The organism is Sphingobacterium puteale (genome assembly GCF_003627955.1).
Lineage (GTDB): Bacteria > Bacteroidota > Bacteroidia > Sphingobacteriales > Sphingobacteriaceae > Sphingobacterium > Sphingobacterium puteale.
Map to the genome: position 1 here is coordinate 366,052 of NZ_RBWS01000007.1, position 16,228 is coordinate 382,279.

14 protein-coding genes and 4 tRNA genes are annotated in these 16,228 nt (G+C 39.4%); 7 read left to right on the forward strand and 11 right to left on the reverse strand.

The window, feature by feature from the left end; translation table 11 throughout:
* Position 1: 1 nt before the first annotated feature.
* Positions 2-940, reverse strand: coding sequence for an SO2930 family diheme c-type cytochrome (locus tag D7322_RS10700; protein WP_121124011.1), 939 nt, complete (start codon positions 938-940; stop codon positions 2-4).
* A gap of 219 nt (positions 941-1,159) precedes the next feature.
* On the opposite strand from D7322_RS10700, the gene D7322_RS10705 reads away from it, so the two are divergent.
* Together D7322_RS10705 and D7322_RS10710 are read left to right on the forward strand one after the other, a co-directional pair.
* Complete coding sequence (locus D7322_RS10705) at positions 1,160-1,831, forward strand: DinB family protein (RefSeq protein WP_121124013.1); 672 nt, start codon at positions 1,160-1,162, stop codon at positions 1,829-1,831.
* Between the two features lie 4 nt (positions 1,832-1,835).
* Positions 1,836-2,285: an SRPBCC family protein gene (locus tag D7322_RS10710; protein WP_121124015.1), complete on the forward strand. Its 450-nt coding sequence runs from the start codon at positions 1,836-1,838 to the stop codon at positions 2,283-2,285.
* Between the two features lie 89 nt (positions 2,286-2,374).
* Here the strand turns inward: D7322_RS10710 and D7322_RS10715 are convergent.
* From D7322_RS10715 to D7322_RS10730, 4 genes are all read right to left on the reverse strand, one after another.
* Positions 2,375-2,458: transfer RNA gene (locus D7322_RS10715), tRNA-Leu, on the reverse strand.
* 74 nt (positions 2,459-2,532) lie between these two features.
* Positions 2,533-3,411 (reverse strand): Ppx/GppA phosphatase family protein, encoded by an 879-nt coding sequence (locus tag D7322_RS10720; protein ID WP_121124017.1) that lies wholly within the window; start codon positions 3,409-3,411, stop codon positions 2,533-2,535.
* Positions 3,412-3,719: 308 nt separating this feature from the next.
* Positions 3,720-4,265, reverse strand: coding sequence for a hypothetical protein (locus D7322_RS10725; protein ID WP_121124019.1), 546 nt, complete (start codon positions 4,263-4,265; stop codon positions 3,720-3,722).
* Between the two features lie 75 nt (positions 4,266-4,340).
* The gene (locus D7322_RS10730) at positions 4,341-6,917 is read right to left on the reverse strand and encodes a phosphoenolpyruvate carboxylase (protein WP_121124021.1); all 2,577 of its coding nucleotides are present in this window, start codon (positions 6,915-6,917) and stop codon (positions 4,341-4,343) included.
* A gap of 259 nt (positions 6,918-7,176) precedes the next feature.
* Here D7322_RS10730 and D7322_RS10735 point away from each other — a divergent pair, with 259 nt between their 5' ends.
* Together D7322_RS10735 and D7322_RS10740 are read left to right on the forward strand one after the other, a co-directional pair.
* Positions 7,177-9,369, forward strand: coding sequence for an FUSC family protein (locus D7322_RS10735; protein ID WP_245971314.1), 2,193 nt, complete (start codon positions 7,177-7,179; stop codon positions 9,367-9,369).
* A 30-nt stretch (positions 9,370-9,399) separates the two neighbouring features.
* Entirely contained in the window at positions 9,400-10,386 is a 987-nt protein-coding gene (locus D7322_RS10740) for a YpdA family putative bacillithiol disulfide reductase (RefSeq protein WP_121124023.1), read from the forward strand.
* On the opposite strand, the gene D7322_RS10745 is transcribed toward D7322_RS10740, so the two are convergent.
* Positions 10,383-10,997, reverse strand: a complete 615-nt coding sequence (locus tag D7322_RS10745; RefSeq protein WP_121124025.1) for a TetR/AcrR family transcriptional regulator — start codon at positions 10,995-10,997, stop codon at positions 10,383-10,385. The genes D7322_RS10740 and D7322_RS10745 overlap by 4 nt on opposite strands.
* Before the next feature lie 104 nt (positions 10,998-11,101).
* Here D7322_RS10745 and murB point away from each other — a divergent pair, with 104 nt between their 5' ends.
* The 3 genes from murB to D7322_RS10760 all read left to right on the forward strand — a co-directional run bounded on the left by murB (position 11,102) and on the right by D7322_RS10760 (position 13,167).
* Positions 11,102-12,118 carry a UDP-N-acetylmuramate dehydrogenase gene (murB, locus tag D7322_RS10750; RefSeq protein ID WP_121124132.1) on the forward strand — a complete coding sequence of 339 codons (1,017 nt, stop codon included), beginning with the start codon at positions 11,102-11,104 and terminating at the stop codon, positions 12,116-12,118.
* 261 nt (positions 12,119-12,379) lie between these two features.
* Positions 12,380-12,889 (forward strand): RNA polymerase sigma factor, encoded by a 510-nt coding sequence (locus tag D7322_RS10755; RefSeq protein WP_121124027.1) that lies wholly within the window; start codon positions 12,380-12,382, stop codon positions 12,887-12,889.
* 32 nt (positions 12,890-12,921) lie between these two features.
* On the forward strand, positions 12,922-13,167 hold the full coding sequence (locus tag D7322_RS10760; RefSeq protein WP_121124029.1) for a cytochrome b5 domain-containing protein: 246 nt from the start codon (positions 12,922-12,924) through the stop codon (positions 13,165-13,167).
* A 7-nt stretch (positions 13,168-13,174) separates the two neighbouring features.
* On the opposite strand, the gene D7322_RS10765 is transcribed toward D7322_RS10760, so the two are convergent.
* The 5 genes from D7322_RS10765 to mgtE form a co-directional block, all read right to left on the reverse strand.
* A complete protein-coding gene (locus D7322_RS10765) occupies positions 13,175-14,089 on the reverse strand; it encodes a PfkB family carbohydrate kinase (protein WP_121124031.1) in 915 nt (304 codons plus the stop codon).
* Positions 14,090-14,146: 57 nt separating this feature from the next.
* Positions 14,147-14,220: transfer RNA gene (locus tag D7322_RS10770), tRNA-Asn, on the reverse strand.
* A 94-nt stretch (positions 14,221-14,314) separates the two neighbouring features.
* A tRNA-Asn gene (locus D7322_RS10775) sits at positions 14,315-14,388 on the reverse strand.
* Positions 14,389-14,437: 49 nt separating this feature from the next.
* A tRNA-Asn gene (locus D7322_RS10780) sits at positions 14,438-14,511 on the reverse strand.
* Positions 14,512-14,765: 254 nt separating this feature from the next.
* Positions 14,766-16,142, reverse strand: coding sequence for a magnesium transporter (mgtE, locus tag D7322_RS10785; RefSeq protein ID WP_121124033.1), 1,377 nt, complete (start codon positions 16,140-16,142; stop codon positions 14,766-14,768).
* Positions 16,143-16,228: the final 86 nt, after the last annotated feature.

The following is a 16,228-nucleotide window of genomic DNA, read 5'->3' on the forward strand; positions in this document are numbered from 1 at the left end:
ATTATCTATCCATTGTCGAATCAAATCCACCTTCCTTATGGATTATACTTCGGGCCAATTCAGGCATTGCTGTCCCGGGTTCTGTACTATTCATTCGATATAATAAGATAGAATGCGCTGAATCTCCGGGTATAATATCATAGTTTAGCCCACCTGCTCCCCCTCCTACTGATACAGGGGCCTTATCCACACCCAGACGTGCAGGAGTATCCTCTTCGTAGTTGAGAAATAATCCTGTGTTAAACGCATCCCCGCCTTTTGTATGACAATGGGCGCAATTGACATCTAAATAAGCCCGGGAACGATCTTCAAGACTAAATTTAGTCTTATCTGCCCATATCGGCAATTGCGCGACATACTTTAAGTCGGGCATATTTTTCAACAATCCCCTGGCAGTCCAGTGAGCCAATTGATTGACAGAATCGCCTGAATGGACAAAATTCAGATTACGGGCGTTAGGACCTATTGGCATTAATTGCGATGAACTATTATGACAACGCTTACAGTCATTGGTATTTGGCACCATATAATTTGTCCTATGCCTATTCCCCTTGTTATCCACCAAAGTGATCGCCAACTTCGCCCCACGAATATGCTTAATGGCATCTGTTTGCTCCACATTCCAAAGGTAGTTCATGACTTTCCAGTTATGATCCGCGGGGTCTTTGACCAATAAACGTGTTTCAATAATAATCTTCTGCCCCTGAACATTAATATAGGAGAAATTTTTAACGATTATTGTTGAATCCGAAAAATCTAAAGGTCCTTGTGACGTGTACGCAATTGATTTTCCAGAAGAAACAAAAATAAAACGATCTTTAACAGTATAATCTGAAAACAAAGGTGTACTTAATTCATATGGGAGAATACCTTCTTTCGGCAATAGATCACTCAACTTTCCCTTGAAAAATCCATAATCAGAAAGCTTCTCTTTAAACACGAATGAACTACTGACCTGTTCCGATTTATTGTTCCCCTGTCGGCAGCTTTAAATTTACCATTTCATAAGTATTTTTAGATTTACTATCGTAAAAAACGTAGTTTTTAAATGCCTACTTCCGGTTATTTATTTTCTTGCCTTATGAAAAGATTAAAAAAACAAAAATGAATTATAATTGTAAAGAGAAAGTGACATTCAACAATTTAAAAAAATATCAACATGTACAAGATTATGAATATGATAGCGATTGCAGGCTTTAGCGCAGTACTCCTTTCATCAACCCCAGCTTCAAAGCAAACAGCAAATCATCGCTATGCGATTGAAGCAATTGAACAAAGTCAGCTCACAAAAGACCAAGAGGGCACAGATTCCCTATTGCAATACTTTAATGAGACAACGAACGAACTTGAAAAACAAGTTGCCGGACTCAGTCAGGCTCAGTTACAATTTAAATCTGCTCCGGAAAAATGGTCAATCAGCCAATGCCTGGAACACATTGTACTATCTGAACGAATGATATTTGACATGGCAAAAGCAGCATTGACAAAGGCGCCACAACCCGAAAGAAAGAGCGAAGTGCAAATGACCGACGACAATCTAAAAACGACAATTACTGATCGAAGCCATAAATTTCAGGCTCCGAAAGAACTTCAGCCGACCGGTATCTACAAAGATTCCAAAACGGCTTTGGCTGATTTTCGTGCTGCGCGACAACCAGTAATCGATTACATTACGAAAGCAGATGTGAAAGACCTTCGCAATCATATCAACGATTACCCAACAGGCGTCGTCGACGGTTACCAAGGTTTGATGTTTATTGCCGCACATTGTGCCCGGCACACCAAACAGATTGCAGAGATAAAAGCGGATCCTAACTTTCCAAAACAATAAGATTATGAAGAAAATGAATTATCAGATCATCATCGACGCGACGATTGATCATGTGTTTGAGACAATGCTCAATAAAGAAACCTATAAAAAGTGGACGGCTGCCTTCAATCCAACTTCTGATTTTGAAGGTAGCTGGGAAAAGGGTTCCAAGATTTATTTCACAGGCATTAATAAAGATGGTGAAAAAGAAGGCATGGTTGCGGAGATAGCCGAAAATATTCCAAATAAATACATCTCCATTCGTCATTACGGTATATTAGACAAAGGCAAAGAGATCACCGAAGGACCGGCTGTCGAAGATTGGGCCGGCTCATTGGAGAATTATAGTTTTACCGAGCTTGATGGTAAAACATTATTAAAAGTTGATGTAGACACCAATGAAGAGTATATTGAATATTTTGATGAATCGTGGCCAAAAGCTTTACAAATACTTAAAGAAATCAGTGAAAAATAATAATCGACAGGATAGATCTCCATAAAAAGATGCTATCGTTGGAATAGAAAAAAGGCCAAATCTTATTTAAAGATTTGGCCTTTTTTAAGTGCCCAGGAGCAGATTCGAACTGCCACGCCCATACGAGCGCCACCCCCTCAAGATGGTGCGTCTACCAATTTCGCCACCTGGGCTCATATTCGCCTTTGGTATCACAAAAATAAATATTTTTCCTTCTTTTGCAAGGCGAAAAATGCTTTTTCATGCTTTATTTCACTAAATTCCTATTGATCAAGGTTCTAATTACACCATCAACCAAACCAACACGGGGTACAATGATCTGCTTTAGCCTTCCATGCTTCATAATCGTCAGAAAAATCTCACTTGCAGGAATGATGACGTCAGCTCTATCTTCATTGAGTCCCAATAAAATAATACGTTCTTTTAAAGAAAATGATGCCAAATGTTCATAAACAGCTTTTAATTTGGCGTATGATAATGGCTTATCAACTTTTTCATCAGACAATCGCGCTAATTTATTGATGTTGCCTCCTGTTCCGATCCCAATGACTTGTTTATACATATGCGTATTGCTTCGAACCCACTCTTTAAGCTCGTCCCAGGTTTCTGTTTTATCCTGATTATCCAAGATACGTATCGTACCTAAATTAAAGGACCTGGAATTTACCAGAACACCATTCGCAAATAAAGATAATTCAGTACTACCGCCACCTACATCAATATAAAGATACACCTTATCTTTTTCCATCTTATTATCCCAATGGCTATTGTAGATAATCTCAGCTTCCTTAGCCCCCTCTATAATATCTATATTGATCCCGTTTTTCTTAATTTCCGCAACAATATCGGCACCATTTTTGGCATCACGCATCGCAGAGGTTGCACAAGCCATATAGTCTTCCACATGATAAACATCCATCAGTTCACGAAATGCTTTCATTGTTTTTATCAAGCTCTCTGCCTTTCTAGGAGAAATTTCCTGTTGAATAAATGCATCATCGCCCAGACGTAAAGGAACACGTAAAAGCGTATTTTTTTTAAAATTGTATTGATCCTTTTGGCCAATGATATCAGCGATCAAAAGACGGACCGCATTGGAGCCTATGTCTATAGCAGCGTATCTCACGTTATATTGTTTCTTATATATTATTTGATTAAATCATGCTAAAATAAACACAGTTATTAACAACTGCATTATAGCAATGTTAAGTTATTATTAATTTAACAACTCAACAAATCATTTCTTTTCTGATTCTCCTGTATTATTAATGGGAAACCGTATCTATTCCCTTCCCGAAAAATCCCGCCAAAACTGATTACAGCGTTATAGACCTATCATTTATCTACAAGGAAGGAATGACAAGGAAACGATCGCATAAAAAAAGGAATATTCACCGGAGTAAATATTCCTTTTTCTTATTATATAGTCTCTACTTAATGATGACCGTGCCCTTCCACTTTACCACCAGCTAATTTATAGATTTCTTCCACTTTCTTCAAAGATTCTTCCGAAATATGAATAACCTCTTTATTGGTGTTATGTTCTTCGTGGGACAATCTGCTATTGATCTCACCTTGTTTTTCCATTACCAATGCTAAAAACGCTTTATCATTGAATGCCGCAGTGCTGTCTGATCCGATTGACGTCGGAGTCTGAAACGCTGGTACACCACGCTGCGTATCGCCTACATGCAGCTCCTTTGACAAACCGTCCAATTCAGGCAATACAGTCGCATAAGCTTCTTTAATTTTAGCCGCTACATTCTTCACTTCTGCTGAAGTAGATTGTTTTGCCGCTACGTCTGCAAGATTCACTAGATAGTTTCCGTTCTCACCAACGAATTTAATCATTGCAAAAGCATCGCCATCTGCTAAAGATGCATTGGCATATTGACGCTGTCTATTTGCAGCTGTTTCACCACAAGACGCAAATAAAGTACTTGCACAAGCAGCTGCAATAAATAACTTATTAATCTTCATATCAATTTTGTTAATTATACAAAAGTAGATAAAATATACATTCTTCGAAACCTAATCAGCGAAAAGAAGCAAAAATTAAGCAACATTTCTTCCCGCATTAATCACACCGAAGATTGTGCGTGCGATCAGCTTTGAATAATCCTCCCTTTGTGCCTCATCCAGCTTATCTGAATTGAGTGCACGAATCGCATAATGCTGAATAACCAATAGCGGCAAAACAATGCCTTCCCGGGCCAAAATTGACTCACGGTCTACCGGGTAATTCTCCATCAATTTGGACGTACCGCTAAGTTTTAATAGATATTCTTTGGTAATCTGATATTCTGCATACAGATTTTTCCAAAATTCACCATATACTTTATCTTCCTTCATATATGCCGTGATATCAAAATTCGATTTGGTCATGGACATCATACAGTTGTCAATCAAGGTTTGGAAGAAGCCGGAAGAAACATACAGCTGTTGCACGTCTTTCCATAGATTATTTTTCTCGGCCCATTGCAACGCAGTCCCTACCCCATAAAATCCCGGGATGTTTTGTTTCAGCTGGCTCCACGAGGTTACAAAACTGATCGCCCGTAAATCCTCAAGACGCAGCTCACGTCCCGAATTCCTTTTTACTGGACGACTTGAGATATTGATTGACGACAGTGCTTTCAAAGGAGACATCGTTTCCAAATAAGGCAGGAATAACTTATTGGTACGAAGATCCATAAATTTATGATGGCTCAATTCGGCCAGTTTATCAATAATCTCCTGTTGATGCTTGGTCAGGGTATCGCCTACACGTTGTTTCAAGTCAGAAATAATACCGGCGTGTAGGAGCTGCTCGATATTGAATCGCGCTGTATCCAACGAGCCATACTGGCTACTTATCGTCTGACCTTGGATCGTTAATTGAATATGATCATTGGCAATTTCCTTGCCCATAGAAGCATAAAACCGTTGTGTTTTACCGCCACCACGCGCCGGAGGTCCACCACGGCCGTCAAAAAAGACAAGATCAACATCATACTCACGCGATATTGCCGTCAACTCTATTTTTGCTCTATAGATTGACCAATTCGCCATGAGATATCCCCCGTCTTTTGTACTATCCGAATAGCCTAGCATAATGGTCTGCTTGTTTCCTCTTAGCTTCAAATGTGCTTTATATTCTTTATTGCTGTATAAAGTCTTCATCACATCCGCTGCTCTGGTCAGATCATCCACTGTTTCAAATAGAGGAACGAAATCAATTGTTAATGCTTCTTTCTTCCAGCCCGACCACAAAAACAACTGACGCAATCCAAGGATATCACTTGCTTGCTGGCAATTACTAATAATAAAACGTTGTGCGGCGCGCTCAGACCCCGAACGTTGGATCTCCTTGAGCAATTTGATCACACCTGAAGTGTCTTTCGTCAATGGATCTGCATCCTCTGGGACAGTAAGATCCAGTTCTTTAAACTTCAACACTTTTTGTTTATCGACCTCACTCAGTTCCAGGTAATTTAATGGAACCCCAGTAGCCTCCTGATTCTGTTGAATCAGATATGCTGTTGCTTCACGAAGGATACGGCTATCCTGTCTGATATCTAAGGTTGTGAAAAAACAACCGAATGTCATTACTTTACGAAGCAAGTCATCAACAATCTCAACAAAAAGACCATTGTGATATTCTTCCAGGACGTTTTTAATAGCTTTTAAATTCGTAATAATGTTATCCGTTTCATCTTTTGGATTTTCAACAGGATTAAAGCTATTGTCGTAAAACAAAGTCTGCAAGTTCTCCATATACTCTTCGACTCCTCTGAATGTAATACGGCGTCGTACAATACGGAAATCGCGGTAATAACATCTAAACAAAATAGTGCGCAATAAAGCTGCCACCTTTTTGGTACTCTCAACGCTGACATTCGGATTTCCGTCACGGTCTCCTCCTGGCCAAAAGCCCAATTCGATGAGCTGTTTTACTTCCTCAGTATCGACATCCAATTCATCGTCAATAAAAGACTGGATTTCTGAAGCGACTTTATAAAACACATTTTCCAGGAACCAGGCTAAACTGGCAGCTTCATCTACTGGCGTTGGCTTATTTTTATTGATGAATGGCGTTTTGCCGAGTTGTTGCAGTAACAAATGTATACTATGGATATCGTTGGTCTTTATTGCATCAATCAAATCATTGATAATCCCCAATACAGGCCCCGGATAAAATTGGGTAGGGTGTGCCGTCAGTACCAGACGAACTGAAAAATCTTTTAATTTGGAAACGATTTTTCGTCGCATGTCACCATTGCCTTCCGCATTTTTGATCAATGCCCCCAAGACATTTTCATCGTCGCCGCGCCCCACCATTTGAAATGATGAATCCTCTATCGCGTCAAACAATACCACCTGGCGTTCTATATACTGGACAAAACGAAACAATAAATCAATACGCTGTTCTTCCGAAGAAAACTCTTCATGCTGATCAAAAAAACTCTTTATGATCTCATCTGGAGTTAAATGTTGATCAACCCCCTTCTCACATTGCTTTGCAAAAAATGGCAATAAAGTACCTGTATCCTTAACACGTTGGAATGGCAATGTTAAAAACAAACTTTTAAAAAGCTCAAAGCGTGTCAATACCTCGTCCTGAAAGACGGCTTCATTTTTACTTTGCTTCATATTTAAATCTTTGAAAAATGGTCAAGAGAGTTTAGGCGACTCTTGAGTTTCTGTAATATATCTGAAATTACCCTACGCACCAAATATAGCAATATTATATTTAAACAAATAAAAAAATATAAATTAATCAAAAAAAACATCAAAATATTATAAAGATATTAATGAAAATTCGTAATTTTTCGTTTTTAGTATATTATCGCAACAAGCAGGGAACCCTCAGGCTAATATAGCCTTATCTCGTATATTTGTGCTATACATTATGAAACAGACACAAGAAATAAAAAGTTTTTTCTATAGTCAATATTTTGCGGATGGACTGCGAATTACCATCGGATGCATTGTACCTGTCCTCATTTTTGCCACCATAGGCCAGTTTACCAATGGAACCATTGTATCCCTGGGCGCCCTTTTGGTTGGGCTATCCGATACTCCCGGAGCGCCAAGCCATAGACGAAAAGGTATGTTTGCCGGGGCCATACTGACCACCCTAACATTTATCCTGACCAATATTGTCAATCAAAATGTATATCTTCTTGCCGTTTTCATCGGAATCGCCTGCTTTATCTTTGCGATGTTTGCCGTATTCAACGGCCGGGCCGCGAATGTGGGTTTGATGTGTATATTAATGATGCTGATCCACGTGCAGATACACTATCCCCTCGATCAGGCAATTAATTACCTCGGATTCTACACCCTTGGCGGACTTTGGTATATAGCAATCAGCCTCTCTATCACCCAGGTACGCCCCTATAGGCTGGCTGAGCAGGAACTTGCAGAAACCATTCGTTATGTAGCTGATTATATTCGGCTGAAAGCAAATTTTTACGATGCCAAAATCGACAATGATAAAAACTACCTAAAACTGATTGACAAACAGGTTGAAGTAAATCAACATCAGGAAAACGTCAGAGACCTGCTGTTTCAGAGCAAAAGATCCATTAAAGACACCACAAAAGTAGGGCGGTATCTCACCTTAATTTTTAACGATATTGTAGATCTATTTGAGCAGAGTATGGCTGCGCACTATGATTACAATACCATTAGCGAACGTTTCGGCCCCACGGGTATCTTGGATGACTTCAAGAACGTTATTCTAAAATACACGAATGAACTCGACAATTTGGCCTACCAGCTCAACACGAATATTCAGCCCAAACCCCTCTATGATTTCGATGCGGACCTCACACGTCTCCACGTTAAAATTGACCAGCTCGATAAAGAAAATCAATACAGCACCTTTGCACTGCGTAAAGTACTGATCAATTTACGTGACTTGGTCCGTCGTATAAAAAATATCTACGGCTATTCCCACCTGCAACCTGACGACGTCAAAAAGAAAGAAATTGATGACGCCAAACGTTTCGTCCAAAGTTCAGCCATCGACCTGAAAAAATTCCGTGAAAATCTGACCTTAAAATCGACAATTTTTAGACATGCCTGCCGCATGGCAATCGTGATGTCGGTCACCTACTACGTTTTTGAGACAACCAATATCACCAACAATGTCTACTGGATCCTGCTGACGATCATGGTGATCCTAAAACCGGGTTTTGGCCTTACGAAAGAGCGTAATATACAACGCCTTATCGGAACGACCGTCGGTGGGTTGATCGGAGCCGTCATCCTATTGACGATACATGATCCAACCATACTATTTGTGCTGCTGGTATTTTTCTTCCTGACCGCATACAGCTTATTTAGAGTCAATTATGTGGTCGCAGTGCTATTTATGACCCCCTATGTGCTGATCATGCTCAGTTTCGTCAGTTCCAACACCCTTGAGGTCACCAAAGAACGTATTTTAGACACCTTTATTGGAGGGATGATCGCCTTCCTATCCAGTTATATTATCTTTCCAAATTGGGAGAGCATGCAAGTGAAAGAATCCATGCGCAAACTTTTGATCGCCAATTACAATTACATCTTTCAGGCGTTAAAGGAAATTGCAGGCCAGGCCCCATCGATTACAGATTACAAGTTAGCAAGAAAAGCCGTTTATGTCGAAACCGCAAATATGGGATCCACTTTTCAACGTATGCTGACTGAACCCAAAAAAAGGCAAAAATACAGCAAAGAGGTCAATAAGTTTGTCATATTCAACCATATTCTGGCCTCGTTTTCTGTTACACTGATGAACCATCTGGATGAAATGGACAATAACTACCTAAACAAAGACCATGTTCGGACCATTCGAAAAATATTAAATAGCTTGGACCAATCTATTCAATTGCTTTATTCATCAGATTCCAGTACCGTATTTTCGCCCTTGGAAATCGAAATCTCAAACCATCGCTTCGACAATAGCGACATCAATTCTGCTGACGGAAAACTATTGGAAGAGCAATTGGAGTTCCTGTACAAGATTGCCCAGGACCTAAACAAGATTGTTCAGGATCTCCATGATAAAAGTGCAGCCGAACAAGCAGCGGAATTATCTAAACTGGCAGGCTAATTTATCCCAGAAATTCACGAAATTTACATTATGAGTGAACATATAACAGCGTCTTATGACATTATTATCGTTGGAGGAGGCCCCATCGGTCTCGCCTGTGCCCTGGAAGCAAAACAGGCCAACCTCAACTATCTTATTCTAGAAAAAGGATGTTTAGTCAATTCGCTCTATAACTATCCGCAAAATATGACCTTTTTTTCTTCTTCTGAGCGACTGGAGATTGGGGACATTCCCTTTGTGACCACCAATCCAAAACCCCGAAGAACCGAAGCCCTGGAATATTACAGACGTATCCAGCAAAAATTTGAACTGGATACCCACCTGTTTGAGGAAGTATTGAATATTACAAAGAAAGATTCTACTTATTTTAACGTCAAAACCAATAAATGCAATTACACGACAAAAAAAGTCATTATTGCTACGGGTTTCTATGACATCCCTATGCTACTCAACATCCCCGGAGAAGAACTTAGCAAAGTACGGCATTATTACAATGATCCGCATTACTACAGCGGTCAGAAAGTAATTGTTGTAGGAGCAAGCAATTCATCCATAGACGCTGCCCTGGAAACATTTCGAAAAGGTGCTCAGGTAACATTGGTCATCCGCGGCAATGAAATCAGCCCAAGAGTCAAGTATTGGGTAAAGCCTGATATTGAAAATAGAATTGCCGCTGGAGAAATCGATGTACTTTACAATAGTCAATTAACAACTGTTACGGAGACAAGCGCCTCCATTCAAACACCAACAGGCATTGTTGAGATTGAAAATGATTTTGTACTTGCACTGACCGGATATCGGCCAAACTTTGACTTTCTATGCAAGATAGGAGTTGACATACCAAAACAGGCCCCCTGTATCCCCTGTCATAATGAGCAGACAATGGAAACAAACATAAAAGGCCTATACTTAGCAGGGGTTGTCTGCGGTGGATTAAATACCCATCTTTGGTTTATTGAGAATTCACGTATCCACGCCAAGCAGATCATCGAACATATACAAACAACGGCGATTTAACGCTGTTGATACCGCAAACCATTTAAGAAGATTTTCATCATTTTCTTCTGTAAACTGAGGATATGATCAAATTCTTCTTTCGTGGGGAAGAGCATATTTTTCATGTCTTTCAAGATCCCCATACGCATACCAAACAATGAATACAATAAAATACGGGCTGTCTCGTTGAGATCATCTACCTGAATCTCCCTGGCGTCTATTCCAATCTTCAGAATTTTTTCAATAATTTCAACTTCCCGTAGATAAGATTCTTTGAATACTTGTTCCAATTCATCAGGAAGTTCTTTGACCATCTTCATGGTGTATTCAAACAAATTGTAATATTGATTGATTGCCTTGACACGCATATCAATGGAGTACATCATGATTTCTTCAAAGTTTCCCCCTTTATCGATAACTGTTTCCATTTCCTCAATCATCTTATCTATAACATACTCAAAAACAGCGGAATATAAACTATTCTTGTCGGGAAAATAATAATAAAGCAGTGCCTTTGAAAAATTAAGATCCTTAGCAATCTCCGACATTGTCGTTTTAGCCATTCCAAAGTGTGCAAAGCGCCTTGTTGCAGCTTCTAGAATTTTGATCCTTTTTACATCTGCGTTACCCATTAAACTTATATTTTTTATCGTTAAATAAACGGTTTATACTATCTTTACCGATTATCATGCTAAAGATAGCGGATTTTTTTGAATTTTTGAAAACTAAAGTCAATATGGAATTAAACATTCAATCGAATATCTCTTTGAAACCTTTCAATACATTTGGAATAGAAGAAAAGACAAATTTCTTGATCGAAGTGAATGATAACGAGACATTGACCGAAATTTTTAAACGAGGAATTTTCAGCAAAAACTTTTTTGTTCTTGGCGCGGGAAGCAATGTTTTATTCACCAAACCGTTTGATGGCTATATTATCCGAATGGCCAGTAAAGGTATACAGTCAAAAATTGAATCGGATCATGTATATGTCACCGCAAAAGCCGGGGAGATTTGGAATGACTTTGTTTGGCATTGCATCAGGAAAAATTATGCAGGAATAGAGAACATGGCTCTTATTCCCGGAACTGTAGGTGCGTCACCCGTACAAAATATCGGTGCTTATGGGACCGAATTAATGTATGTTTTTCATTCCTGCGAAGCTTTTGACACCAGACTGGGCACATTTAAAACATTCAAAAAGGAAGACTGTAATTTTTCCTACCGCGACAGTATTTTTAAAACGGAGCACAAGGGCCGTTTTATTATTACGGAGGTAACCTATAAATTAAGCCTTACACCTAAAATAAATACAAGCTACGGTGCCATTGAAGCTGAACTCGTAAAAGAAAATATAACACAACCATCCATCACTGATATCGCAACCATAGTATCAAAAATTCGTGTGGAGAAACTACCGGACCCAAGTACAGTTGGCAATGCCGGAAGCTTTTTTAAAAACCCTGTGATCTCTGCGGATAACTTTGAAAGGTTATTGACACTTTATCCAGCAATCCCACATTATCCGATGCCTGATCAACAAACAAAATTGGCCGCCGGATGGTTAATAGAACAATGTGGCTGGAAGGGAAAACAATATGGACAAGCCGGTGTCTGGAAAAATCAGGCGCTTGTACTAATAAATAGACAAAATGCTAGCGGTCAGGAAATTTACAATCTTTCTGTCCAAATTATTAGAGACGTACAAGACAAATTTGGCATTACGCTCGAGCGCGAAGTTAATTTATTGTAAAGAATCAAAAAAAATATTTGTATCTCTTAGAAACTTAAAAGAACAATAATATAGTCCCTATTTCATCTCAACATCAACTAAAGCCCATCTTATTTACTTAGGGTTAATATACGCACACGATTGCATGCCTTAAAATAATCTTAAAATTACATTAAGAAATTCATTTTTTAAGGAGTTTGGCGCATTATTTGCCTCATACTTAACGAACCGCATTTATAAACTTACTGTTTCCTAAAAAGAACAGTTATAATTCATTAAGCTATGACAAAGAATGAATTTGACAGCATGGTTATTGAGCAATCGGACTCATTAAAACTCTACGCCAGAAATTTTACCAGCGACTATGAAGATGCAAATGATCTTGTACAGGACACCATCCTCAAAGCTGTAACCTATTTCAAAAATTTTAAAGAGGGCACTAACCTAAAAGGATGGCTCTATACCATCATGAAAAATACGTTTATAAATAACTATAGACGGATTGTAAAAACCAACTCCTTTATTACAAAAGATGAAGATATCTCCAATTCAAATCTATTAATATCTGCTTCAAGCAACCAAGGAGAAAGTAAGTTTGTCATGGAGGATATTCATGAAGCCCTGTCTAATCTTTCAGAAGAATACTACATCCCTTTTTCCCTTTATTTCGAAGGATTTAAATACCATGAGATATCTGAACATTTAAACATTCCTATCGGAACTGTAAAGACAAGAATACATGTGGCACGAAAATTAATGAAACGGTCACTATCAGCTTATAAAGTCGCCTAGTTTTTTCTATCTTCGCCTTCTTACAGATTGTGATGGAAAAAGAAGGATTACCCGAATATAGTAGGAGCCAACTCGCATTGCGAAATGGACAAGATAGGCCACAAATATGGGTGGCTTATAATAGTTATATCTATGATGTGAGTGATAGTAGGCTTTGGAAAAATGGCTTGCATTATGAACATTGGGCAGGCCAAGATCTAACTGAGGAGCTCATAGATGCTCCTCATTCAGACACCGTATTTTTAAAATTCGAGGTAATTGGAATCTTGAAGGGCTAATTAGCACTTATAGACTAAACTGTGACAGCGCAACAAAAGCATTCAGACGCTTCTGTATGTCTCCATCGGTGAGCTCAACGAGACGATCTGTCCCAAACTTCTCTACACAAAAGGAAGCCAATACAGATCCAAAAATCAAGGCGTTTTTCATGTTGTTAAAGTTGATGCTCTTCACTTTGGCAAGATAGCCGATGAAACCACCTGCAAAAGTATCTCCTGCTCCAGTAGGATCAAACACATCGGCTAAAGGTAGTGCTGGTGCAGAAAAAATCTGATTCTCACCAAAAAGCAATGCGCCATGTTCCCCCTTTTTTATGATCAAATATTTTGGTCCCATTGCCAAAATAACTTTTGCGGCTTTGACCAGGGAATATTCACCTGATAGTTGTCTAGCCTCAGCGTCATTGATCGTCAAGACATCAACCTTTTGGAGAACTTTCTTTAAATCGTCCAAGGCAACATTCATCCAATAATTCATCGTGTCCAGCACCACGAGTTTTGGTTTCTTGGTTAGACGGGCCAACGTCGTTAACTGTACCTGAGGTGTTAGATTCCCGAGCAGAAGATACTCACAGTCCTGATAACTGTCAGGAATAATCGGATCGAAATCTGCCAGTACATTTAAGTCAGTCGCCAACGTGTCTCGGCTATTCATGTCATTGTGATATCTTCCGGACCAAGAAAACGTTTGTCCCCCCGGAACAATCTGAACACCTGATATATCGATACCACGATCTTTTATAAGTGCTAGATTGTGGCTTCCAAAGTCTTCTCCAACAACACTGACCAATTTGATCTGATCACATAAATAGGATGCCGCTATACTCGCAAAGGTACCGGCACCACCTAGAATTTTGTCAGTTTTACCGAACGGTGTTTCAATTGTATCAAAAGCCACCGTACCAATAATTACTAAACTCATAGTTTTTTAATAAGCATGGTAAACAAAAAAACCGGCATAAAGCCGGTTTCAATATTGCTCCTGAAGCTGGGCTCGAACCAGCGACCCTCTGATTAACAGTCAGATGCTCTAACCTGCTGAGCTATTCAGGAATTTTTATTTTTCCGAGAAACTCCTTTCTCATTGAATGCACAAAAATAGTACATTTTTATATTATTCGCAAATAATTTTATCATTTGCTTATTGCTCCTGAAGCTGGGCTCGAACCAGCGACCCTCTGATTAACAGTCAGATGCTCTAACCGGCTGAGCTATTCAGGAATGAAAAACTAAATACTTTAAAAACTCCGGTTATGTAAGTTTCTAATCGCTCCTGAAGCTGGGCTCGAACCAGCGACCCTCTGATTAACAGTCAGATGCTCTAACCTGCTGAGCTATTCAGGAGTATTTTTTCAATTTTTCCGGAGACTCTATCGCGTTTCCGTGATGCAAGTATCGGAAGATTATTAGAATACTACAAATTTTTTGAACACATTTTTTACAACTTCCTAAAATCCAACTAGAATAATTTATTTTTCTTTTGTCGAATCAGTAGCAAAAACCTCCTTCAAGCAATTCAAACAGCATAATCCACGTTTTACCACCACATAAAAGGACACCTTTAGCGATTGCTCCCAACGAATCAAATCAAACAGACCTTAGAGCAACACCCCTTTGAGAATAAGTGTCGCCACCGTGAAATAAATGAGAAGACCTGTAACATCAACCAGCGTAGACACAAATGGTGCCGATGAGCTCGCCGGATCCGCTCCCAATCTTTTCATCACAAAGGGTAACATAGACCCCATAAGCGACCCCCACAGAACAACACCGATTAAGGATAATGAAATCACAAAGGCAATCAATACCCAGTATTCACCATAGGTATGCGCAAAAGACTGCCATGCCATAATCCTTAAAAAACCCAATGCACCCAAAATAAGCCCAAGCAGCAGACCGGACAATATCTCCCTGCGCATCACACGCCACCAATCCGAAAGAGTCACCTCACCCAATGCCATCGCCTGGATGATCAATGTCGAAGCCTGTGAACCACTATTGCCGCCACTAGAAATAATGACCGGCATCAAAGCGAATAACATGATGGCACTTGCCATCTGCTCTTCGAAATGCTCAATAACCGTCGCGGTCAACAACTGCCCCAGAAACAAAACAATCAACCAGCCCGCCCGCTTTTTCACGAGGTTTTTAATGGAAACATCCAAATAAGGTTCATCCAAAGCCTCTGTACCTCCAATACGCTGCATATCCTCCGTATACTCCTCATTGGCCACCCATAAGATATCGTCCACGGTAACGATCCCAAGCATTACCCCTTGCCCGTCCACAACCGGAAGCGCAACCCTATTGTTCATCCGGAAAATATTAATGGCCTCCTCCTGCGGATCATAAGCATTCAGGGAAATCAAGCGGTAATCAATGAGGTCCCCTACAATTGTTTCGGGCTCCGCCATTAAAACATCCTTAATACGAATATCATCGATCAGTTTGCCATTTGAATCTATAACATAAAGCACATCTATGGTCTCAGAATCTTTCCCATATCGACGGATATGCCCTAATATTCTTTCGATACTCCAGTGCGCTTTTACCGTAATATAATCTGGCGTCATCAACCGTCCGACACTATCTTCAGGATACCCCAATAATGCCAGCGCCTCAACCCTGTCTTTAGGGGGCAATAGTAATATTAAATGCTTAATATCATCCTTCATTTCGGAGAAAAAAGAGGTCCGATCATCAGGAGGCAATTCATTAATTAATGCACTTATTTTAGCCTTGGAAAGTCTTTTAAAAATTCGATTTTGAGTGGGAAAATCCAGGATACGAAAAACGTTTACCGCACGATTTAAATTTAAGGATTCGATAAAGAGTGGACCATGTTCAGGCAGTTCATCAATCAGCTCCTCTACTTCAGAGATATTCAATTCATTTAGAAATTCCTCCAGCCCAACAAAGTCTTCATTTGCTATCAATTGTTCTATTTGACCTACCTGCATTTCCAGTTCTTCCATATCTTCCTTTCGATTTTAAAATCCTACATCGGTATAAAATTATATGTTACAAAAATCGCTTTTTTAAAGTAAATTCTGAATAAAAA